Origin of the sequence: Nonomuraea sp. NPDC023979 (assembly GCF_040639085.1) — a bacterium.
In the GTDB taxonomy this organism is placed as follows: Bacteria; Actinomycetota; Actinomycetes; order Streptosporangiales; family Streptosporangiaceae; genus Nonomuraea; species Nonomuraea ceibae.
The window spans coordinates 29580-50933 of record NZ_JBEZZG010000013.1 but is presented as its reverse complement, the minus strand read 5'-3'; the positions used below and the strand labels follow the sequence as shown (position 1 = coordinate 50933).

At 74.3% G+C, this 21354-nt stretch carries 21 protein-coding genes; 18 read left to right on the top strand and 3 right to left on the bottom strand.

Annotated features, from left to right (window positions below):
• Positions 1–63: 63 nt before the first annotated feature.
• A complete protein-coding gene (locus AB0G11_RS23145; protein WP_219509612.1) occupies positions 64–774 on the top strand; it encodes a 4'-phosphopantetheinyl transferase superfamily protein in 711 nt (236 codons plus the stop codon).
• Complete coding sequence (locus tag AB0G11_RS23140; RefSeq protein WP_357588083.1) at positions 771–1607, top strand: TIGR03621 family F420-dependent LLM class oxidoreductase; 837 nt, start codon at positions 771–773, stop codon at positions 1605–1607. Before AB0G11_RS23145 ends, AB0G11_RS23140 begins: the two co-directional genes overlap by 4 nt.
• On the opposite strand, the gene AB0G11_RS23135 is transcribed toward AB0G11_RS23140, so the two are convergent.
• Positions 1588–3081, bottom strand: a complete 1494-nt coding sequence (locus tag AB0G11_RS23135; protein ID WP_219509614.1) for an NDP-hexose 2,3-dehydratase family protein — start codon at positions 3079–3081, stop codon at positions 1588–1590. The genes AB0G11_RS23140 and AB0G11_RS23135 overlap by 20 nt on opposite strands.
• A gap of 24 nt (positions 3082–3105) precedes the next feature.
• Here AB0G11_RS23135 and AB0G11_RS23130 point away from each other — a divergent pair, with 24 nt between their 5' ends.
• From AB0G11_RS23130 to AB0G11_RS23120, 3 genes are read left to right on the top strand one after another with little or no spacing between them, the layout of a single operon-like run.
• Entirely contained in the window at positions 3106–3702 is a 597-nt protein-coding gene (locus tag AB0G11_RS23130) for a DUF1707 domain-containing protein (RefSeq protein ID WP_219509615.1), read from the top strand.
• A gap of 10 nt (positions 3703–3712) precedes the next feature.
• On the top strand, positions 3713–4933 hold the full coding sequence (locus AB0G11_RS23125; protein WP_357588081.1) for a class I SAM-dependent methyltransferase: 1221 nt from the start codon (positions 3713–3715) through the stop codon (positions 4931–4933).
• 3 nt (positions 4934–4936) lie between these two features.
• Positions 4937–5536: a dTDP-4-dehydrorhamnose 3,5-epimerase family protein gene (locus tag AB0G11_RS23120; RefSeq protein WP_357588079.1), complete on the top strand. Its 600-nt coding sequence runs from the start codon at positions 4937–4939 to the stop codon at positions 5534–5536.
• Here AB0G11_RS23120 and AB0G11_RS23115 read toward each other — a convergent pair.
• Positions 5508–6608 (bottom strand): DegT/DnrJ/EryC1/StrS family aminotransferase, encoded by a 1101-nt coding sequence (locus tag AB0G11_RS23115; RefSeq protein ID WP_357588077.1) that lies wholly within the window; start codon positions 6606–6608, stop codon positions 5508–5510. The genes AB0G11_RS23120 and AB0G11_RS23115 overlap by 29 nt on opposite strands.
• Before the next feature lie 171 nt (positions 6609–6779).
• On the opposite strand from AB0G11_RS23115, the gene AB0G11_RS23110 reads away from it, so the two are divergent.
• Positions 6780–7967 (top strand): macrolide family glycosyltransferase, encoded by a 1188-nt coding sequence (locus AB0G11_RS23110; RefSeq protein ID WP_357588075.1) that lies wholly within the window; start codon positions 6780–6782, stop codon positions 7965–7967.
• A complete protein-coding gene (locus AB0G11_RS23105; protein ID WP_219509619.1) occupies positions 7967–9382 on the top strand; it encodes an AfsR/SARP family transcriptional regulator in 1416 nt (471 codons plus the stop codon). The genes AB0G11_RS23110 and AB0G11_RS23105 overlap by 1 nt, the downstream gene beginning before the upstream one ends.
• Before the next feature lie 17 nt (positions 9383–9399).
• Here the strand turns inward: AB0G11_RS23105 and AB0G11_RS23100 are convergent, their stop codons facing one another.
• Positions 9400–11037 carry an FAD-dependent oxidoreductase gene (locus AB0G11_RS23100; RefSeq protein WP_357588073.1) on the bottom strand — a complete coding sequence of 546 codons (1638 nt, stop codon included), beginning with the start codon at positions 11035–11037 and terminating at the stop codon, positions 9400–9402.
• 161 nt (positions 11038–11198) lie between these two features.
• On the opposite strand from AB0G11_RS23100, the gene fabG reads away from it, so the two are divergent.
• Genes fabG through AB0G11_RS23045 form a run of 11 tightly spaced genes read left to right on the top strand, consistent with a single transcriptional unit; the run spans position 11199 to position 21352 of the window.
• Positions 11199–11927: a 3-oxoacyl-ACP reductase FabG gene (gene fabG, locus AB0G11_RS23095; RefSeq protein ID WP_308125978.1), complete on the top strand. Its 729-nt coding sequence runs from the start codon at positions 11199–11201 to the stop codon at positions 11925–11927.
• Positions 11928–11968: 41 nt separating this feature from the next.
• Entirely contained in the window at positions 11969–12259 is a 291-nt protein-coding gene (locus tag AB0G11_RS23090) for a phosphopantetheine-binding protein (protein ID WP_219509622.1), read from the top strand.
• Positions 12256–12732, top strand: coding sequence for a 3-hydroxyacyl-ACP dehydratase FabZ (fabZ, locus tag AB0G11_RS23085; protein ID WP_357588071.1), 477 nt, complete (start codon positions 12256–12258; stop codon positions 12730–12732). The genes AB0G11_RS23090 and fabZ overlap by 4 nt, the downstream gene beginning before the upstream one ends.
• A gap of 2 nt (positions 12733–12734) precedes the next feature.
• Positions 12735–13799, top strand: coding sequence for a glycine cleavage T C-terminal barrel domain-containing protein (locus tag AB0G11_RS23080; RefSeq protein ID WP_246645972.1), 1065 nt, complete (start codon positions 12735–12737; stop codon positions 13797–13799).
• Positions 13800–13830: 31 nt separating this feature from the next.
• Positions 13831–16302, top strand: a complete 2472-nt coding sequence (locus tag AB0G11_RS23075) for a beta-ketoacyl-[acyl-carrier-protein] synthase family protein (protein ID WP_219509625.1) — start codon at positions 13831–13833, stop codon at positions 16300–16302.
• Positions 16299–17027 (top strand): nitroreductase family protein, encoded by a 729-nt coding sequence (locus AB0G11_RS23070; RefSeq protein WP_219509626.1) that lies wholly within the window; start codon positions 16299–16301, stop codon positions 17025–17027. The genes AB0G11_RS23075 and AB0G11_RS23070 overlap by 4 nt, the downstream gene beginning before the upstream one ends.
• A complete protein-coding gene (locus AB0G11_RS23065) occupies positions 17024–18268 on the top strand; it encodes an FAD-dependent oxidoreductase (RefSeq protein WP_308125979.1) in 1245 nt (414 codons plus the stop codon). Before AB0G11_RS23070 ends, AB0G11_RS23065 begins: the two co-directional genes overlap by 4 nt.
• Positions 18265–19134 carry an alpha/beta fold hydrolase gene (locus tag AB0G11_RS23060; protein ID WP_357588069.1) on the top strand — a complete coding sequence of 290 codons (870 nt, stop codon included), beginning with the start codon at positions 18265–18267 and terminating at the stop codon, positions 19132–19134. The genes AB0G11_RS23065 and AB0G11_RS23060 overlap by 4 nt, the downstream gene beginning before the upstream one ends.
• Positions 19135–19146: 12 nt before the next feature.
• Positions 19147–20052 (top strand): ACP S-malonyltransferase, encoded by a 906-nt coding sequence (locus AB0G11_RS23055; RefSeq protein ID WP_357588067.1) that lies wholly within the window; start codon positions 19147–19149, stop codon positions 20050–20052.
• The gene (locus AB0G11_RS23050; RefSeq protein WP_357588065.1) at positions 20049–20510 is read left to right on the top strand and encodes a phosphopantetheinyl transferase; all 462 of its coding nucleotides are present in this window, start codon (positions 20049–20051) and stop codon (positions 20508–20510) included. Before AB0G11_RS23055 ends, AB0G11_RS23050 begins: the two co-directional genes overlap by 4 nt.
• On the top strand, positions 20510–21352 hold the full coding sequence (locus AB0G11_RS23045) for an ester cyclase (RefSeq protein ID WP_219509631.1): 843 nt from the start codon (positions 20510–20512) through the stop codon (positions 21350–21352). The genes AB0G11_RS23050 and AB0G11_RS23045 overlap by 1 nt, the downstream gene beginning before the upstream one ends.
• The last annotated feature ends 2 nt before the right edge of the window (positions 21353–21354 follow it).

Below are 21354 nucleotides of genomic sequence, written 5' to 3'. Positions count from 1 at the left end.
TTCCTTTCGGCCGCCCTGGACGGCGGCTAATGTGCCGGTTATACGGGGTGCGAGGAGGATTAGGTGATCGAGGAGATCCTGCCGGTGACGGTCAAGTCTTTCGACACCTTCACCGACCCGGCCGGCGTCATCCTCTTCCCGGAGGAGGCCGCGCTGGTGCGCCGCGTGGCCGTCAAGCGCCGGGCCGAGTTCACCACCGCCCGCGACTGCGCCCACCGGGCCATGCGGCGGCTCGGCCTCGACCCCGTCCCGATCCTCAGCGGCTCCTACGGCGAGCCGCTCTGGCCGCCCGGCGTCATCGGCAGCATCACCCACTGCGCCGGCTACCGGGCCGCCGCCGTCAGCGCCGAGCCCGGCGCCGTCGGCATCGACGCCGAGCCCGACGCGCCGCTGCCGCCCGGGGTGCTGGAGGTCGTCTCCGTCCCCGGCGAGCGCGACATGCTGCGCCGCCTGGCCGAACGCCACCCGCGCACGAGCTGGGACCGGCTGCTGTTCAGCGCCAAGGAGTCCGTCTACAAGGCGTGGTTCCCGCTGGCCGGGCGCTGGCTCGACTTCCAGGACGCCGTGGTCAGCGTCGACCCGCTGCGCGGCACGTTCCGGGCCGAGCTGCTGGTGCCGGGGCCGCGCTGGATGGGCCGCCCGCTCACCGGGTTCAGCGGCAGGTGGCGCACCGGCGGCGGGCTCATCGTCACCGCCGTCGCCGCGATCGCCGCCGCGCACACCGTCCCGCCAGCCGTCCCGCCCGCCCGCGGTCACGAGAGCACGCTGCGATGAGGTTCGGCGTCGTGCTCATCGCCGAGGACTGCTCCAGGAACGCCTGGGTGACCCGGTGCCGCCGCGCCGAGGCGCTCGGCTACGACGTGATCGCCGTGCCCGACCACCTGAACCTGCTCGCGCCGTTCCCCACCGCGCTGCTCGCCGCCGAGGCCACCGAACGGCCGCTCATCGGCACGTACGTGCTCAACGCCTCCTTCCACCGGCCCGCCCTGCTCGCCCGCGACGTCGTCACGCTCGACCGGCTCATGGACGGGCGGCTGGAGCTCGGGCTCGGCACCGGCTACATGCGCGCCGAGTTCGAGGCGGCCGGGCTGCCGTTCGGCGCGGGCGCCCGTGCGCGCACGCTGGAAAGGCTCGTCGCCGAGCTCGACCGGCTGCTGGACCGCAAGCGCCCGCCCCTCATGATCGGCGGGCACGGCGACCGGGTGCTCGCCCTGGCCGCCCGCACCGCCGAGATCGTCAGCTTCACCGGCGCCCCCTACCGGCCCGAGTACGGCAGGACCGCGCTCGTCGACGCCGCCACGCTGCTGGAGCGGGTCGCGCACGTGCGCGCCGAGTCGGCCGGGCGGGCCGCGCCGCCGGAGCTCAACGTGCTGTCCAAGGCCACCGTGCTGACCCGCGACCGCCGCGCCGGGCTGGAGGGCCTGCGCCGCTACGCCCCCGACCTCACCACCGCCCAGCTCCTGGACGTGCCGACGCTGTTCGCCGGCACCCCGGCCCAGATCGCCGAGCAGGTCAGGCGCGACCGGGAACGGTTCGGCTTCACCTACGTCACCGTGATGGACTCCGCGATGGAGGACTTCGGCGAGGTCATCGCGCACCTCCGCTGACCGGCTCGCTCGCCAGCCCGTGCAGGCAGGCGTTCAGGCTGCGCGCCTGCACGTTCAGGTAGTAGCTGTGCCGCAGCAGCGCGTCGAGCTGGTGCAGCGCGAGCCAGCGGAAGGACGGGTGGCCGGGCAGCGGGTCCTCGTCCGTCTCCACCACCAGATAGCGGTTGCGCGCGTGGAAGAAGCGCCCGCCCTCCTCCGACAGGACGGTGTCGTAGCGCACCCGCTCCGGCGGCGCCGCGAGCACGTGCGCCAGCAGCGGCGGCCGGGCCGACGCCGGCAGGTGGTCGTAGTTGCCCGGCGTGCACTGCACGGTCGGGGCCAGCTCCACCACGTCGGTGTAGCCGGGCTCGACGCGGGCGTGCACCAGCGCGTGCAGCACCCCGCCGATCGGCCGGACGAGGAAGGCGACCAGCCCGGTGCCCACCGGCTCGATCATCGGCTGCGTCCACCGGTCGACCTCCCGGCCGCGCGCCTCCACGCGCACGCCGATCACGTCGAAGAACCTGCCGCTCTCGTGCGTGATGCGGCCCGCGTCCCGGTGCCAGCGGCGCAGCCGGTTCAGCGGCAGCGGGCTGGCCTGCACGTCCACCGTCGAACGGATGCCGCTCAGCCAGCTCAGCACCTCCTGCACGTCGTGCCGGGCGCCCGCCAGCGGGTCGCGCGAGCGGGCCAGCAGGCCGCCGAACCCGTCACCGCCGAACCCGCCGCCGCCCGGCTCGTCCAGCGCCGGCAGGCACGCCAGCACCGTCCGCGCGTCCATGTTGACCAGGTCCGGCACCGACAGCAGGTCGCGCACCAGCCGCAGTGGCAGCCACCGGAACCCCTCGGCCGCCGCCACCTCCTCGCCGACCTCCACGACCATGTTCCGGTTGCGCTTGCGGTAGAACCACGCGCCCTGCTCCGACTGGCGCACGTCGGCCAGCACCCGGCCGCGCCGCTCCCGGAAGAAGTCCAGGTACGGCACCGCCCGCCCCCGGTGCACGCCCGTGTAGTTGCTCCTGGTCGCCTGCACGGTGGGGGAGAGCTGCGGCCCGTCGACGTTGCCCGGCTCGTTCTTGGCCTGCATCAGCAGGTGCGGCACGCCGCCCGGCCGCTTGAGCAGGATGCCGAGGATGCCCGCTTCGGGCTGGTTGATGATGGGCTGCGTCCAGGCCGGCACCGCCCACCCGGGGCGGCGCACGTCCAGCCCCTCGACGGTGAAGAACCGGCCGCTGCGGTGGTGGATGTTGCCCGTCGCCGGGTCCTCGTGCCAGCCGGCCAGCTCCTCCAGGGGGAGCCGGGTCACGCTCATCGACGTGTGCCCGGCCATCTCGCGCAACCACTCGTGTACGTCGCTGATGGCAGGCTCCTCACAACGGTTTTCCCACCGCCGACGCTGCCACCGGCCACGCGAGCCGCTCAACCCCTGCCTTGCGCCCCCACCCCTGTCCCGCGCGAGGTCAGAGGATAGGGGTTCTGCACTGGGCCGCCGCATTCCTACCCTTCTAGGGTGGACGCCATGACCGATCACCGGGAAGTGCGGGCCAGTGACCACGACCGCGAGAGAGTCGCCGAGATGCTGCGCGTGGCCGTCAGCGAGGGACGCATCAGCCTGGAAGAACTGAACGACCGCGTCGACCGCACCTACTCCGCCCGCACGCTGGGCGAGCTGGACGACGTCGTGGCCGACCTGCCGCACCCCGGCCCGCCGTCCGCGGCGGTCGCGGCGACCGCGGCGCTGCCCGCACCCGTGGGCGGCGCGTTACAGCTGCACACGACCAGCGGCAAGCTCGCCCAGGTGGGCCGCTGGAGCGTGCCCGCCTACCTGAGCGCCAAGGCGGGCCGGTGGGGCAAGGTGCGCGTCGACTTCACCCGGGCCGACTGCCCGCACCGGGAGGTGCGGCTCGACATCGAGATCACCTCCTGGTTCGGCGACATCACCGTGGTGGTGCCGCGCGGCTGGATCGTCCGGGACGAGGAGGTCGTCCGCCGGTGGATGGGCGCCGTCTACAACCGCCCGCCCGTGCCGCTCGCGCCCGACGGCGTGACCGTGCGGCTCACCGGATACGTGCAGACCGGCGACGTCTGGGTGCGCTATCGCCGGGACACCGACTAAGGAGGAGCGCATGGCGTGCCGGATCTGCTCGGGCCGTCTCCACCCTTTCGCCGACTTCGGCCGCCAGCCGGTCTCCGACGCCTTCGTCCTCCCCGCCGACCCCGGGGAGGAGTTCTTCTTCGACCTGGCCGTCGGCGTGTGCGAGAGCTGCGCCATGGTGCAGCTCCTGCACGAGGTGCCGCGCGAGCGGATGTTCCATGACGGCTACCCGTACCTGTCGTCCGGCTCCGCCGTGATGCGCGAGCACTTCCGCGCCCTGGCCGGGCGGCTGCTCGCCACCGAGCTGACCGGGCCCGACCCGTTCGTCGTCGAGCTGGGCTGCAACGACGGCACCATGCTGGCCACGATCGCCGCCGCCGGCGTCAGGCACCTCGGCGTCGAGCCGTCCGGCGGCGTCGCCGACCTGGCCGCCGCCCGCGGCGTGCGGGTGCGCAAGGACTTCTTCGAGGCCGCCACCGCCGCGAGCATCCGCGCCTTCGACGGGCCCGCGGACGTCGTCTACGCCGCCAACACCCTGTGCCACATCCCCTACCTCGACTCGATCATGAAGGGAGTCGCCACGCTGCTGCGGCCCGGCGGCGTGTTCGTCTTCGAGGACCCGTACCTCGGCGACGTCGTCGAGCGCGCCTCCTTCGACCAGATCTACGACGAGCACTTCTACCTCTTCTCCGCCACCTCCGTGCGCGCGATGGCCCGCCGCCACGGCTTCGAGCTCGTCGACGTCGAACGGCTGCCCGTGCACGGCGGCGAGGTCCGCTACACGCTCGCCCGCGAGGGCGCCAGGACCCCCACGGCCGCCGTGGCCGAGCTGCTGGCCGCCGAGGAGGCCGCCGAGCTGGCCGCCCCCGCGACGCTCTCCGCCTTCGCCGGCCGCGTCGCCGGCATCCGCGACGGCCTCGTGGACCTGCTCACCGGCCTGCGCGCGCGGGGTGCCACCGTGTACGGCTACGGCGCCACCGCCAAGAGCGCCACCGTGCTCAACTACTGCGGCATCGGCCCCGGCCTCGTCCCGCTGATCTGCGACACCACCCCGGCCAAGCAGGGCAGGCTCACGCCCGGCTCGCACATCCCCGTCCTCGGCCCGGAGGCGTTCGCCGACCCGTACCCCGACTACGCGCTGCTGTTCGCCTGGAACCACGCCGAGGAGATCATGGCCAAGGAGACGGCGTTCCGCGACGCGGGCGGCTCCTGGATCCTGTACGTGCCGGACGTCCACCTCGTCAGGGGATGACCCGTGCGCCACCGTGAGCTCGCCGTGACCGGCGCCTTCGCCTTCGAGCCCGACGTCTACCCCGACCGGCGCGGCAGCTTCGCCTCCCCCTACCAGGAGAGCGCGTTCGCCGCCGCGGTGGGCCGCCCGCTGTTCACCGTCGCCCAGGCCAGCCGCAACGTCTCCCGGCGCGGCGTCGTGCGCGGCGTGCACTACACCTTGGTCCCGCCCGGCACCGCCAAGTACGTCTTCTGCGCCGGCGGCCGGGCCCTGGACATGGTCGTCGACCTGCGCGACGGCTCGCCCACGTTCGGCCGCTGGGACGCGGTCGAGCTCACCGCGGGCAACGGCCGGGCCGTCTACCTGCCGCCGGGCGCCGGGCACGCGTTCGCCGCGCTGGAGGACGACACCGTCATGTGCTACCTGCTGTCGTCGGAGTACCGCGCGGCCGACGACCTCACGCTGTCGGTGCTGGACGAGGACCTGGCGCTGCCGCTGCCGGCGGGGGAGACGCCGCTGCTGTCGGAGCGCGACGCCGCCGCCCCCACCCTGGCCGAGGCGGCGGCGCTCGGGCTGCTGCCCCGCTACGCGCCCGCTACAGCACCTTCAGCAGCGCCGCGATGACCCGGTCCTGCAGCTCCACCGGCAGCGACGGGTACATCGGCAGCGAGAAGATCTCCCCGGCCAGCGCCTCGGTCACCGGCAGGCTGCCCGCCCCGTGACCCAGATGCGCGAACCCCGACATCGTGTGGACCGGCCACGGGTAGCTGACGTTGAGCTGGATGCCGAAGCCGCGCAGCGCCTCCAGGATCTCGTCCCGGCGCGGGTGGCGCACCACGTACAGGTAGTAGGCGTGCTCGTTGCCCGGCGCCGTCTCCGGCAGCACCAGCCCGGTGCCGGCCAGGGCCTCGGCGTAGCGGGCGGCGACCGCCCGGCGGCCGTCCACGTAGCGGTCGAGCCGGCGCAGCTTGCGGCGCAGGATCTCCGCCTGCACCTCGTCCAGCCGCGCGTTGTGGCCGGGCGTGCTCACCACGTAGTACGTCTTCTCCATCCCGTAGTAGCGCAGCCGCCGCAGCGCCCGCTCCACCTCCGGGTCGGAGGTGATCGTCGCCCCGCCGTCGCCGTAGGCCCCCAGCACCTTCGTCGGGTAGAACGAGAACGCCGCCGCGTGCCCCATCGAGCCGGCGACCCGGCCGTGGTGGCGGGCGCCGTGCGCCTGCGCGCAGTCCTCCAGGATCACCAGGTCGTGCTCGGCGGCCAGCCGCTCCAGCGGCTCCATCTCCACGCACTGCCCGTACAGGTGGACCGGCAGCAGGCAGCGGGTGCGCGGCGTGATCGCCGCCGCCACGCGCTCCACGTCCATCAGGTACGTGCCGGGGCGCACGTCGACGAAGACCGGGACGGCGCCCACGGCGTCGATGGCCACCACGGTCGGCGCCGCCGTGTTGGACACCGTGATCACCTCGTCGCCCGGCCCGACGCCCAGCGCCTGCAGCCCCAGCTTGACCGCGTTCGTCCCGTTGTCGACGCCGACGCAGTGGCGCACCCCGTGATAGGCGGCGAACTCCTCCTCGAACGAGCGCACGCTCTGCCCCAGCACGAGCTGCCCCGAGGCGAACACCGTCTCCACGGCGTCCAGGATGTCGGCTCGCTCGGATTCGTATTCGGGCAGATAATCCCAGACGCGCGTGACCATTCGTCCTCCTGCTGGCTCCGGCGGCCCCAGAATAAACAGCGGGGCCCCGATCGGGGGAACCCCTAGAAAGCGCCGCGAAGGTGAGGGGGAAGCTAGGGGTGACCGATTCTCCCGCCCGTCCATAGATTGGGCAGCGCACGTAAATGCGCAATCATTGCGGGGAGGCCTCACATGACGGGGCGTTTTCTTTTCATGTGCCAGCCCGACCACGGACATGTCATTCCCGGCCTCGCGGTCGCGGCCGAGCTCGTCCGACGGGGCAACCAGGTCACCTATCTCACCTCGCCCGCCATGGCCGGGCTGGTGACGGGAGCCGGCGCCACCCTGCTCCCGTACGAGTCGATCTACCGGGACGTCGACCTGCGCAAGCTGGAGGACGACCCGCTCGGCCTGCTCTCGCTCTTCCTCGACGAGAGCGCGGCGATGCTCGCCGCCGCAGGCCCGGAACACCGGCCCGACGTGATCGTCTACGACGTGTCCGTCCTGCACGCCGGCCGCGTCCTGGCCAGGAAATGGGACGTGCCCGCCACGCAGTTCATCCCGGTGTTCGCCGCCAACGAGCACTTCTCCTTCCTCACCGCCGTCTACGCCGAGGACGGCGGCGGCGGGCCCGGCCCCGAGCTGCCCGGCTGGGTCGACGGCATGCTCGCCAGGACCCGCGACCTGGCCGCCGCCCACGGCGTCACCGCCGACCCGGCCGAGCTGTGGTGGCAGGTGCAGGACTCCAACGTGGTCGCGCTGCCGCGCGCCTTCCAGTACGCCGGCGACACCTTCGACGAGCGGTTCGCCTTCGTCGGCCCATGCCTGGACGAGCGCCGCTTCCTCACCGGATGGCAGCCGCCGGGCGACGGCCTGCCGATCGCGCTGCTGTCCTTCGGCACCGTGCTCACCAGCCGCCCCGAGCTCGTCCGCACCTGCGTGCGCGCCTTCGCCGAACTGCCCTGGCGGACCGTCGTCACCCTCGGCGACGGCCTCGACCCCGCCGAGCTCGGCCCGCTCCCGCCCACCGTCGAGGCACACCGCTGGGTGTCCCACCTCGACGTGCTGCGCCACGCCCGCGTCGCCGTCACCCAGGGCGGCATGGGCACCGCGATGGAGGCGCTGCACTGGGGCCGCCCCGCCGTCGTCGTCCCCGCCACCGCCATCGACCGGGTCAGCGCCCGCCGCATCGCCGAACTCGGCCTCGGCCGCACCCTCGACCCCGCCGCCCTCACCCCCGGACAGTTGGTCGAGACGGTCCTCGACGTCGCCGCCGACGAGACCATGCACCGGGCCGCCGCCGCGATGCGCCGCGAGATCGCCGCCGCCGGGGGCACCGCCCGCGCCGCCGACGTGCTCGAAAGCAGGCTGACCGCCTGATGGACACCGCCTTCGAGTTCCGTGTGCTCGGCCCGCTCACCGTCGTCAAGGACGGCGCCGAACTGCCCATGAGCGCCCACCGCGAGCTGGTCATCCTGGCCAGCCTGCTCCTCAACCCCAACCGCGTGATGAGCGTCGAACGGCTCGTCGAGGCCGTGTGGGCCGGATCCGCGCCCCGCAGCGCCTGGCGGCAGGTCGCCATCTGCGTGTCGCGGCTGCGCCGCACGCTCGGCGCCGGGCTCATCGAGACCTCCAGCCCCGGCTACCTGCTGCGCGCCGCCCCGGCCAGCATCGACTGGCTCCGCTTCCGCGACCTCGTCGGACAGGCCCGGGGCCGGGCCGACGCCGCCGCCCGGGAGGACGCCGTCCTGCTGCTGCGCGACGCGCTCGCCCTGTGGCGCGGGCAGCCGTTCGAGGACATCCGCGGGCTGCGCTACGACGCCGCCCGGATGGCCGAGTCACGGCTGGAGGCGCTGGAGACCTGCCTGGAGCTGGAGATCGAGCTGGGCCGCCACCACCAGGTGATCCCCGAACTGCTCGCCCTCGTCGCCGAATCGCCCTTCCGCGAGCGCGTCCGCGCCCAGCTCATGCTCGCCCAGTACCGGGCCGGCCGCCGCGCCGACGCGCTGCGCACCTACCAGGAGACCCGCCGCTACCTGCTGGAGCAGATCGGCCTCGAGCCCGGCCCCGCGCTGCGGCGGCTGCACGAGCAGATCCTGCGCGACGAGTCCGCCCTCATGCGCCCGCCCGCCGCCCCGGCCTCCGCCCGGCCGGCCGGCCGCGTCGTGCCGTGCCAGCTCCCGCCGCGCGTCCTGCCGTTCGTCGGCCGCGAGGCCGAGCTGGTCGCCCTCGACGCGATCCTCGGCTCCGCCCGCGCCCCCGGCCCCATGGTGCTCAGCGGGCCCGCGGGCGTCGGCAAGACCACCCTGGCCGTGCACTGGGCGCACCGCCGCCTCGACCGCTTCCCCGACGGGCAGCTCTACGCCGACATGGGCGGCACCGGGCCCGGCCCGGTCCTGGACCGGTTCCTGCGCGCCCTCGGCGCCCCCGACCTGCCTGCCGACCCGGCCGAGAAGCTCGCCCTCTACCGGAGCTGCACCGCGCGCCGGCGCGTCCTCGTCGTGCTCGACGGCGCCGAGAGCGCCGACCAGGTGCTGCCGCTGCTGCCCGGCGGGCCCGGCTGCCGCGTCATCGTCACCAGCGCCGACGCGCTCGACGACCTCGTCGCCCGGCAGGGCGCGCACCGGGCGTTCCTGCGGCCCCTCGCCGACGAGGCCGCCACCCGCCTGGCCGACCTGCTCGTCGGCGCGGCCCTCGGCCCCCAGGCGGTCGCCGACCTGGTCGGCACCTCGGGCGGCAACCCGCTGTCCCTCCGGCTCGGCGCCGCCCGCCTCCGCTCCAGCGCCGCCGCCTGACGCCCCGGCCCCGCGGCTCACCGTCCGTGCCCCAGCACCCCGGCCAGCGCCTCCGCGAGGGCCCGCGCCGACGCCGGGCCCGCCGCGGACCGCCAGGCGACATGCCCGTCCGGCCGCACCAGCACCGCCCCCTCCGGGCCGACCCCGTACTCCTTGGCCCACGTCGCGGACACGTACGGGGCCCGGGCCGATCCCCCCGCGTCCGGCGGCGCGGCGAGGTCGTCGGGGGCGACCTCCACCACCGAGAGGGAGGCGGTGAGGTGGGCGGACGCCGCGAGCCAGCCGCTGCCCGACGGGGTGAGCAGGGTGAAGCGGGGGCCGAGCAGGTCCAGGGTCGACAGGCGGCCGCCGGGGCCGGACAGCCAGACGTGCGGCGCCCGGTGCCCGGGACGAGCGGCGGGGACGTACGTGCGGTACGGGTCGGCGGGGGCGGGCGGCGCGGTGCCGTCGGGCAGCACGGCGGCGGAGTCGTAGGCGAACCCCAGCACCAGGCCCTCGTTGCTGCGCCGTCCCGCCTGCCGCTCGATCGCCTCCCGCATCGACAGCCGCCCCTCCATCATCTCGAAGGTGATCAGCGCGTTGTTCAGGCTCTCGTCCACGGTACGGACGGCCACGGGCCGGCGCTCGGCCTCGTAGGTGTCCAGCAGCGCCTCGCCCGCGGCGCCGCGCAGCACGGCGGCGAGCTTCCAGGCCAGGTTGTGCGCGTCCTGGATGCCGCAGTTCATGCCGAACCCGCCCTGCGGCGTGGCCACGTGCGCGGCGTCGCCCGCCAGGAAGACGGGCCCGGCGCGGAAGGCGGCGGCGACCTTGGCCTGCTGCAGCCACGGCATCACGCCGAGCAGCGTGACCGGCAGGTCCGGGACGCCGACGGCCGCGCGCACCGCCGCCAGGCACACCTCCTCGGTGAAGTCCGCCGGGCTGCCGCCCAGCTCGGGCTCGTAGCCGGTCTGCACCATCCAGCGCCGTTCGTGGTCCACGGCCTCCATGGCGCACGGCGGGTCGCGCAGGAACGACAGCGCGGCCCGCCGGTCGGGCGGCAGGAAGCCCAGGTCGGCCTCGAACATGATGCTGATCATGTGCCCGAGCGGCGGGGGGCCCTCGACGGCGATGCCGAGCGCGTCGCGCACGCCGCTGCGGCTGCCGTCGGCGGCGACCACGTACCGGCAGGTCACGGACGTCTCGCGGCCGCTCTCGTCGCGCAGGCCCGCCGTCACGCCGCCGGGGCCGGGCCGCAGGCCGGTCATGGTGACGCCGAACCGGATGTCGGCGCCGGGCAGCGACCCGGCGTGGCGGCGCAGGATCACCTCCAGCCGGTCCTGCGAGCACAGGAACGTGTACGTGGGGCTCTGCGGGGCGTCGCGGTCCAGCTCGGCGGCCGAGCGGACGAAGTCGGGCGCGGTCAGGGAACTGCCGACGCCCACCGCCAGGTACTCCTCGCGGGGCATGCCGGCGCGCTCGACCTCCTCCTGGAGGCCCCAGGCGCGCAGCAGCTCCATCGTCCTGGTGGTGATCAGGCGGGCCTTGGGGAAAATCGCCGTGCCCTCGTGCCTTTCCACCAGGAGCACCGATATTCCGTGGCGGGCGAGCTCAATGGCGGCGCACAGCCCGACGGGCCCGCCACCGACGACCAGAACTTCCGCATTGAGCTCATTCATGGCCCCAGAGTCATATATCGCGATTATTCAGGTCAATGCGCAGATATCTGCGTGATACAGGGGTGATATCGGGGCTTAGTAGCTTATGGGGAGAAGATCCAGTTGATCGATCCGGTGATTATCGAATTCCTGGAGAGATGATGCTCTTTGCCCCAGGATCCGTGGCCGTGGTGACGGGCGGGTCGCGCGGCATCGGCCGGGCCGTCGCCCTCGACCTGGCCCGCGAGGGCGCCCACGTCGTCGTGAACTACGCCCGCTCCGAGCACGACGCCAAGGAGGTCGCCGGCCTGATCACGGCGGAAGGCGGCAGCGCCGCCGCCGTACGCGCCGACGTCACCGACGAGGACGAGGTCAAGCGCCTCTTCCGCGACGTCCGCGCCGAACACGGCCGCCTCGACGTGCTCGTGACCAGCGCCGGAGTGACCCTGGACCGCTACCTCATCGCGATGAGCCTGGAGCAGTTCCGCACCCCCGTGGACACCAACCTCGTCGGCACCTTCCTCGCCTGCCGCGAAGCGCTCAAGATCATGCAGCACCAGCGGAGCGGGTCGATCGTGACGATCTCCTCCTCCAGCGGCCTCGACGGCGGCTTCCCCGGCCAGACCAACTACGTGGCGTCCAAAGGCGCGATCATCGCCTTCACCCACGCGCTGTCCAACGAGGCCGCCCCGCACGGGGTCCGCGCCAACGTCGTCGCCCCCGGCTTCGTCTCCACCGACATGACCCGCAAGGTGCCCGCCGACATCAAGAAGCGGTACGAGTCGCGCATCCGCCTGGGCCGCATGGGCCGCCCCGAGGAGATCGCCGCCATCGTCAGCTTCCTCGCCTCGGACAAGGCCTCGTACATGTCCGGCTCAGTGGTCGTCGCGCACGGCGGCGGCCTGCAGTGACCCGCCCCGACCAGCAGCAGCCCGGCGCACAAGGAGAACCCATGACCATCGACGAACTGCGGGCCAGGGCCGCGCAGCGGCAGCAGACCTGCAGCCAGATCAAGAAGATGATCGTCTCGCGGCTCGACCTGGAGATCGAACCCGGCTGGATCACCGACGACCAGCCCCTGTTCGGCCGCGGCCTCGAACTCGACAGCCTCGACGTGCTCGAACTGTACGTCGCCATCGAGGCCGAGTTCGGCGTCGCGCTCTACGACAGCGACATGGCCGTGTTCGGCTCGGTGTCCCGCCTCGCCGACGAGGTCGACCCCAGCCTGCGGGCCACGGCATGACGGTCGCCGAACAGGCGCCGCCCGTCTCCGGGCTGAACCACGACCAGATCCGCGCCGTCCTGCCGCACCGCTGGCCGATGCTGCTCCTCGACCGCGTCGGCAAGGTCGTCCCCGGCGTCAAGGGCACCGCCACCAAGAACGTCACCGGCACCGAGCTGTGGTTCCAGGGACACTTCCCCGGCGAGGCCGTCCTGCCCGGCGTCGTCATGGTCGAAGCCATGGCCCAGCTCGCCGGCGTCGTCTTCGCCCTGGCCGGAGCCAGCGAGATCAGCTACCTGGCGGGCGTCAGGGCGATGCGCTTCCGCCGCCCCGTCGTGCCCGGCGACCAGCTCGCGCTCACCGCCGAGCGCACCGGGGGCGGCGGCGGGTTCGCCGAATACCGGGTCTCGGCCCGCGTCGACGGCCAGATCGCCGCCGAAGGAAACCTCACCATCGCCGACCCGGCGAACCAACGTTCCGTGCGAAAGGTGTGAACATGGCAAGCGTCCTCGCGACCCGGCATCCGGAGGACACCGTCTACGGCCAGGTGGGCGACGTCACCGTACCGCTGCGCTTCTCCACCCTCGCGGGGGAGTACCAGGTGCTGCGCGAACGGGCGGCCGTGCTCGACCTCGGCGGGCACCGCCTCATCGAGATCACCGGCCCCGCCGCCGTGGACTTCGCCCAGCGGATCCTCGCCCGCGACGTGGAGTACCTGACCTCCGACCGCTGCATGATGAGCCTCGTCCTCGACGACTCCGGCCAGGTCGTCGACCAGGTCATCGCCTTCGGCAGGGAGGACGGCCTGCTCCTGGAGAGCTCCTGCGGCGCCGGCTCCAAGCTCCTGGACCACCTGAACGCCCACGCCGTCGACGGCGCCGAGATCACCGACCGCTCCGCCGAGCTGACCGTCATCGGCCTCGAAGGGCCCTACGCCTGGGGCGTCGTCGGCCGGCTCATCGACGGCGAGCTGGCCTCCCTGCCGTTCGAATCGGTCGTGGACGCCACCTGGGAGGACGTGGACATCGTCTTCGCCAGGACCGGCTACACCGGCGAGTACGGCTACCAGATGATCGTCCCGCGCGAGGCCGCGTCCCGCCTGTGGGCCGGAGCGCTGGAGCACGCCCAGGCCGCCGGGCAGGAGGCGCTGGAACTGGCCATGCTGGAGGTGCGCCAGCCGATCCCGCGCCACGAGGCCACCCCCGGCGCCACCGTGATCGAGATCGGCGCCAACTGGCTGGTCGACATCACCAAGGACGACTTCGTCGGACGCGACGCCGTGCTCGAGGCGTTCGAGAGCGGGGACGGGCGGCGCACGGTCGGCTTCACCGGCTGCGAAGGCGTCCCCGCGCCCGGCACCCGCGTGCTCGCCGGCGGCCAGGACGTCGGCGAGGTCGTCCACGCCGTCCACAGCACCGGCCTCGGCGCCACCCTCGGTCTGGCCCGCGTCGACCCCGAGCTCGCGGCCGCCGGACTGGACCTGACCGTCGGCGGCCTCGGCGTCACCACGCTGACCAGCCCGTACATCGTGCCCAAGAGCTGGAGCATCCCGATCATCTGATCGGCCGGTCACGCTGAGAAGGAGGCAGAGCATGGCGCTGCGGCCCGTCGTGGTCACCGGTCTGGGCATCATCTGCGCGGCCGGCAGGGACCCCGCGGAGTTCTGGACGCGGCTCACCACGGCCAGGGGCGGGCTCGCCCCCATCGAGGACCCGGCGTACGCCGTGTTCGCCGCCAGGCACGCCGGGCAGGTGCCCGACGCCTGGATCGACACCCAGCTCCCCGCCGGCGTCGAAGCCGGCGACCGTACCGCCAGGCTCGCCCTGGTCGCCGCCCGCCAGGCGATTGAACAGGCCGGCCTGCCCCTCCCCGACCCCGGCCCGAGCGCCGGCCCTGGCTTCGGCTCCGGCGTCGGCGGGCCGGGCCCGGCGGGGCCCGATCCCGGGCGGTTCGGGATCATCCTCGGCAAGTGCCAGGCGACCCCCGGGCCGCAGGGGCGCTACCAGCCGATGCACCACACCGCCGACGTGGTCGCCCGGCGGCTCGGCCTCGGCGGCCCGCGCGTCCTGGTCTCCACCGCGTGCGCCGCCGGAGGCAACGCCGTCGGCCTGGCCCGCGACAAGATCCTCACCGGCGAGGCCGACGCCGTCCTCGCCGGCGGGGTCGACCCGCTCCTGTTCGGCACGTACGCGGGCTTCGCCGGGCTCCAGGCGCTCAGCACCGGGCCCTGCCGCCCCTACAGCCACTCCGACGGGCTCAACCTGGGCGAAGGCGCCGCGTTCCTGCTGCTGGAGCCGCTCGACCTGGCACTCGCCCGCGGCGCCACCCCGCTCGCCGAGGTCGCCGGCTACGGGCTGTCCGCCGACGCCTACCACGCCACCGCCCCCGACCCCACCGGCCGAGGCGGCGCCGGCGCCGTCCGCCGCGCGCTCGCCGACGCCGGGCTCACCCCCGCCGACGTCCACTACGTCAGCGGCCACGGCACCGGCACCCCGGCCAACGACGCCATGGAGGCCAAGGTCATGCGCCTGGTCTTCGGCGAACGCGCCCCCCAGGTGCCCACCAGCAGCATCAAGTCGTTCGTCGGCCACACCCTCGGCGCCGCCGGAGCCGTCGAGGCCGTCGCCTCCGTCCTCGCCCTGCGGCACGGCGTCGCGCCCCCCACGATCGGCTTCGACGACGACTCCCGCGCCGACCTCGACTACGTGCCCAACGACGCCCGCCCGATGACCATCGACACCGTCGTCTCCAACAACTACGCCTTCGGCGGCAACAACGTCTCCCTCGTGCTGACCCGGCCCCGCACCGGCGCCGGGCCCGGCCCGTCCGGCCAACCCCGCCCGCACGACCCGCCGGCCCGCCGCGACGCCGTCATCACCGGGCTCGGACCGGTCACCGGCGCGGGCACCGGCATCGCCGAGACCGCCGCCGCCATCACCGCCGGCCGCCGCGCCGACGGGCGCGCCCCCTCCCTGGAAGGCCGCACGTTCGCGCCCCGGTCGCTGTGGCGGCACATGAACCGGCTGTCCCGCCTGGCCATCGCCGCCTCCCGGCTCGCCTGGGAGGACGCCGGGCTCAAACTGCCCCGCCGGGCGCTCGACGACGTCGCGCTGGTCTTCGCCACCGGCGCTGGGTCCGCCGAGAGCACCGGCGGGTTCGACGACAGCATCGCGCTCAACCCCAACAAGCCCGCCGTGCTCAGCTTCTCCAACGTCGTCCTGAACGCCACCGGCGGCGCCGTCTGCCAGACGCTCGGGCTGCGCGGGCCCACCACGACCATCTGCAACGGCGCGGCGTCGGCGTCCATCGCCCTCGACTGCGCCCTGGAGATGATCGCCGCGGGCAAGGCCGACGTCGTCCTGGTGGTGGCCGCCGACGAAACCCCCGCCCCCCAGGCCACCGCCACCCCGGAGGGCGCGGGCTCCGCGTCCGCCGCCTCCGCTCCGTCCGCGCATTCGGGCTTTCCGTACGGGCTCCCGACCTCGGCTTCCGGTGCCGAGGGGGGCGTACCCGGGGTCGCGGGCGGTGAGGGGGCTTCCGGGCCGGTGGCTCAGGGAGCCGGGTCGGGGGCGGTGGCGTTCGTGGTGGAGTCCGCCGAGCACTGCGCCCAGCGTGGCGGCAGGCCGTACGCGCGGGTGGCCGGGACGCGGCACGTGGCGGGCGAAGGGGCCGAGCCGGTGGCGCGCAGCCTGGAACTGCCCGGTGCGGCGCCCGGCCTGGTCGTCGGCGCCGCCACCGGGCTGCCGCGCGACGCCGAGGAGGCGGCGGCGGTCCGGGCACGCATGCCGGACGCGCTCCTCACCGCCTCGGCGGCCCTGATCGGCGACTGCCAGTCGGCGACCGGCGCCATGAACATCGCCCTGGCGGCCCTCGCCGTCCGCGACGGCATCACCCCCGCCCTGGCCGGAGCCTCCGGTCCGGAGGTTGCCGGGTCCTCTGGCGGTGAGGCGGCCGGCGGGCCGTATGTCGCGGGGCCGGAGCTGGCCGGGGCGGTGGAGCGGGCGGTGGCGCTGACGGCGGCGCACGACTCCGTGCGCGGGGCCGTACTGCTGGAGGCGGTGTGAGCGAGAGGCCGTTCGACGTGGCCGAGACGGACAGGCTGCTGACCACGACCAGATCGGTGCGCCGGCGGCTGGACCTGGACCGGCCCGTGCCGCGCGAGATCGTGCGGGAGGCGCTGGAGGTGGCGGTCCAGGCGCCGACCGCGAACAACCACCAGAACTGGCGCTGGCTGGTGATCACCGAGGCGGGCGTCAAGGAGAAGCTCGCCGAGATGATCCGCTCGTCGTGGACGTTCCACCGCAACGACATGTGGACCAACGCGGGCCGGCGGCGCAACGACGCGCAGGCCCGGCGCAACTTCGACTCGGCGCGGGCGCTGACGGAGACGATCGCGGCGGTGCCCGTGCTGGTGATCCCGTGCGTGCTGGGCCGGCCGCCGGACATCGCCGAGATCAACGCCCGCTGGCGGGAGCGCATGGCGAGCAAGGTCGCCGAGGACCCCGGCCACCTGGTGCAGCACGGCGAGACGCGGGCCAGCATCTTCTACGGCTCGATCTTCCCCGCGATCTGGTCCTTCCAGCTCGCCCTGCGCAGCCGGGGCCTCGGCAGCACGATCACCTGCCTGCACGTGCCGCACGAGCGGGAGACCGGGCGGCTGCTCGGCATCCCGTCCGGGGTCACGCAGGTGTGCATGATCCCCGTCGCCTACACGCTGGGTGACGGCTTCCGCCCGGCGGCCCGCTACAGCGCCGGTGAACGCACCTATTGGGAGAGGTGGGGGCAGTGACCCGACCCGAGCAGCCCGACGTCGTCATCGTCGGCGGGGGCATCGCCGGCGCCTCCGCCGCCTGCAAGCTGACCGCCGGCGGGTTGTCGGTGGTGCTGCTGGAGAAGCAGGCGACCTACCACGATCTCGTACGCGGCGAGTGGCTGGCGCCGTGGGGGATCGTGGAGGCGCAGCGCCTCGGCGTGGACGACTGCTTCTCGGCCGGTGGCGCCTGGGAGATCCGCGAGTGGATGACCTGGGACGAGGCCGTCACCGAGGACGAGGTCGAGGCGGTGGACATGACCCGGTTCATCCCGGGTGTCGGCGGCCCGATGTCGTTCCCGCATCACGCGGTGTGCGCGCTGATGGCCGAGCAGGCGGTGGCGGGCGGCGCCCGGCTGGTGATGGACGCGGCGAGGATCCGCGTCGTCGCCGGCGAGCGGCCCGTCGTCACCTACCGGACGGAGGAGGGCGAGCACGAGCTGCGCCCCCGCCTCGTGCTCGGCGCGACGGGACGCGGCTGCACCGTGGGCCGCCAGATCGGCGTCACCATGCGCAACTCCATGCACCACTGGGGCGGCGGCATGATGGTCGAGGGCATGGACGGCTGGCCGCCGGACGTGCAGGCGATGGGCACCGAGGGCGACGTCATGTTCATGGTGTTCCCGCAGGGCTACGGCCGGGCCCGCCTCTATCTGAACTTCCCCGTGGCCAACAAGCACCGCTACCGGGGCCCGGGCGGCGTGGAGCGGTTCCTGGCCGCGTACGCGCTGAAATGCCTGCCCGACCGCGGCAGGGCGGTGACCGGGGCCAGGCCCGCGGGCCCGCTGTCGGTGTGGCCGTCGGTGTCGAGCGTGCCGGAGGGGCCGCCGCTGACCGAGGGCGTCGTGCTCATCGGCGACGAGGCGGGCAACGCCGACACGGTGCTCGGCACCGGCCTGTCGTGCGCCATGCGGGACGCCCGTACCGTGTGCGACATCCTGCTGGCCTCCTCCGACTGGTCCCCGGCGGCGTTCGAGCCGTACGTGAAGGAGCGGGGCTCGCGGCTGGAGCGGCTGGACTTCGGCGCGTCCATCATCAGCAGGCTGCACGTGGAGTTCGGGCCGGCCGCGGTGGAGCGCAGGCGGCGGGTCCGCAGGCTGATGGCGCGCAACTTCGCCGCCCAGGTGACCGGGCTGCTCAACATGGTCGCGCCCGAGGACGTACCGGAGTTCGGCTTCAGCGAGTTCTTCGCTGAGCGCCTGTTCAGGGAGACCGCATGACCGAGAAGAAGACCGTAAGCGTCAACGACATCGAGCTCGCCTACATCGACGAGGGAGAGGGCGACCCCGTCATCCTCCTGCACGGCTTCCCCGACTCCTCCTACCTGTGGCGGCACCAGATCCCGGCGCTGGTCGAGGGCGGCTTCCGCGTGATCGCGCCGGACCTGCGCGGGTTCGGCGACTCCAGCAAGCCGCAGGAGGCCGAGGCGTACGGCATGCAGACGATCGTCAACGACGTCGTGGCGCTCACGCTCAAGCTCGGGATCAAGCGCCCGCACCTGGTCGGCCACGACTGGGGCGCGGCGATCGCGTGGATGTACGCCTTCCTCATGCCGCGCAGGCTCGACCACCTGGTGGTCCTGTCGGTCGGGCACCCGGGCGTCTTCGCCACGCCGTCGCTGGAGCAGCGGGCGGCCTCCTGGTACATGCTCTTCTACCAGTTCCCCGGCGTGAGCGAGGAGCTGCTGCGGCGCAACGGCTGGCGGCTGTTCAAGGAGATCATGGGCCGCGACGGCGACTACGACCGCTACCTGCGCGACCTGGCCCGGCCGGGCGCGCTCACCGCCGGGCTCAACTGGTACCGGGCCAACCGCTCGCCGGAGGCCGAGCTGCGCCCGGCTCGGCCGTTCCCGCCCGTGTACGCGCCGACGCTCGGCATCTGGGGCGCGGGTGACAAGGCGCTGCTGGAGGAGGGCATGACCGCCTCCGGCAAGTACGTGAAGGGCCCGTGGCGCTACGAGCGGATCGAGGACGCCGGTCACTGGCTGCCTCTGGACGCCCCCGACGAGGTCAGCAAGCTGCTGCTCGGTTTCCTCGGCACCGAGCGGCCCGCGCACGAGGAGCGGCGCCCCCGGCGCCGGCTCTAGAGGGGACGGCACATGCTCGGCTATCTCTTCCCCGGGCAGGGGACGGTCCGCGTCGGCATGGGCGCCTGGCTGCGCCGCGCCCCGGCGGCCCGGCGGCGGCTCGACGAGGTCGACGCGCTGCTGGCGCGGCCGATCTCGCCGCTGTGCGCACGGGGTCCGCTGGACCGGCTGGTCGCCACCGAGCACGCCCAGATCGCGGTGACGGCGTGCAACCTGGCGGCGCTGGCCGTGCTGGACGAGGAGGGGTACGAGCTCGCCGTCGTGGCCGGGCACAGCGTGGGCGAGCTGAGCGCGCTGCACGCGGCGGGTGTCCTGGACCTGGCCGCGACCGTGCGGCTGGTGGAGCTGCGGGCCCGGCTGATGGCCGGGGTGGCCGCGTCGGGCGGGATGCGGGCGGTGATGGGCCTGCCGGTGGAGCGGGTCGAGGAGCTGGCCGGGGCCGCGTCGGAGCCGGGGGAGCCGGTCGTCGTGGCGCTGGAGAACGCGCCCGGCCACGTGGTGGTGTCGGGCGCGCCGCCCGGCCTGGACCGGCTGGCCGGGCTCGCCCCCGACGTCAAGATCGTGCCGCTGAAGGTGGGGGACGCCTTCCACTCGCCGCTGATGGCCGGGGCCGAGGCCGCGTGGGCGGCGGCGGTGGCCGGGGCGCCGCTGCGGCAGTCGCGCGTCCCCGTCGTCCCGAACGTCACCGGCGAGCCCACCACCGACGTGGACGTCCTGCGCCGCGCCCTGGTCGCCCAGCTCACCGGCCGGGTCCGCTGGACCGCCACGATGGCGGCGGTCGCGCCGCTCGCGCCGTCCCTCGTCGAGGTGGGCGACAGCAAGGTGCTCGCCGGGCTGGCCCGCCGCGCCGGGGTGCGCTGCCTGAGCATGGCCGACCCGGCCACGCCGCGACGCCTGGCCAAGGGGGTGGCGGCGTGAGGCGGTGGGGCAGCGCGATCGTCGGCCACGCCGGGCTCGGCGGCCCGCGCGACCTGGTCGCCGGCATGCCGCTGGAGGTCGTCTTCACCCGCGCCGAACGCGTCAGGTCGGGCGGGCGGACGCTGCAGCGCTGGGCGGGCCGGCTGGCCGCCAAGCGGGCGGTGCTGCGCCTGCTCGGGCTGCCGGCGGACGCCGAGCGGCTGGGCCAGGTGGAGATCCTGCCGCTGCCGACCCCGGCCTGCGCCGCGGGCGCGGCCTGCCGCGACGGGCATCCGCCGTCGGTGCGCCTGCTCGGCGACCTGCCGGCGCTGGCCGCGTCCGTGCCCGGGTGGATCCGGGTGTCGGTCAGCCACACCGACCTGCGCGCCCTGGCCCTGGCCGTCCGCACCCCCCGCCTCCCCGAGGACGGGTCCCGGGCCATGCGGACGAACCGGCTGATCGAGGGCGGGGGCCGCTGATGGACGCCAGGAAGCTCGCCGAGGCGCATCTGGAGGCGTGGGGGTCCGGCGACGCCGAGGCCGTCGCGGCCACCGCCGCCACCTACGCCGACCCCGACACCGGGGCCCCGCTGGCCGGGGAGGCGCTGGCCGCGCACGCCGCCGCCACGCTGTCCCGCTTCAGGAACGCCCGCTTCGACGTGGAGCGCGTCACCGGCGACGAGAGCGCCGCCGCCGTGTCGTGGCGGCTGACCGCCGACCACCGCGAGCCGTACCTGGGCATGCCCGCGACCGGCGGCGCCGTCGCCGTCGACGGCGTCGACCTGGTCACCGCCGGCGCGGACGGCCCGCACGTGCGGCGCACGTTCGACCGGCTCGCCCTCGCCGCGGCGCTCGGCCACACGGCCCGCTTCACGCCCGGCTCCGACGGGACCCGCGAGTTCGGCGTGAGCGCCAGGGCCGCCACCGGCCGCACCGAGCGGCCCGGCGCGCTCGTCCTGACCTGGCTGGAGATCCGCGACGACGCCGAGGCCGCCGACGTGGACCTGCTCAGCGTCGAGATCGTCAAGTCGCTGCGCGCCACGCGCGGCTTCCTCGGCGTGACCACGTTCGACGTCGGCGGGCGCAAGTTCACGCTGAGCGCCTTCGACCGGCCCGAGTCGATGCGCGCCGTGCACGCCCGGCCGCACCAGCGGGCCATGCGCCGCTTCTTCAGGAGCGGTCTGTGCACCCGCGTCCACACCAGCGTCTGGTATCCCGCCTCCGCGCGGGACTACGCCCGCTGCCCGACGTGCGAGCAGGTCGTCGCCTCGGGCACGGCCTGCGGGTGCGGCTGGATCCCCGACGACGCCCCGACGCTGTGACT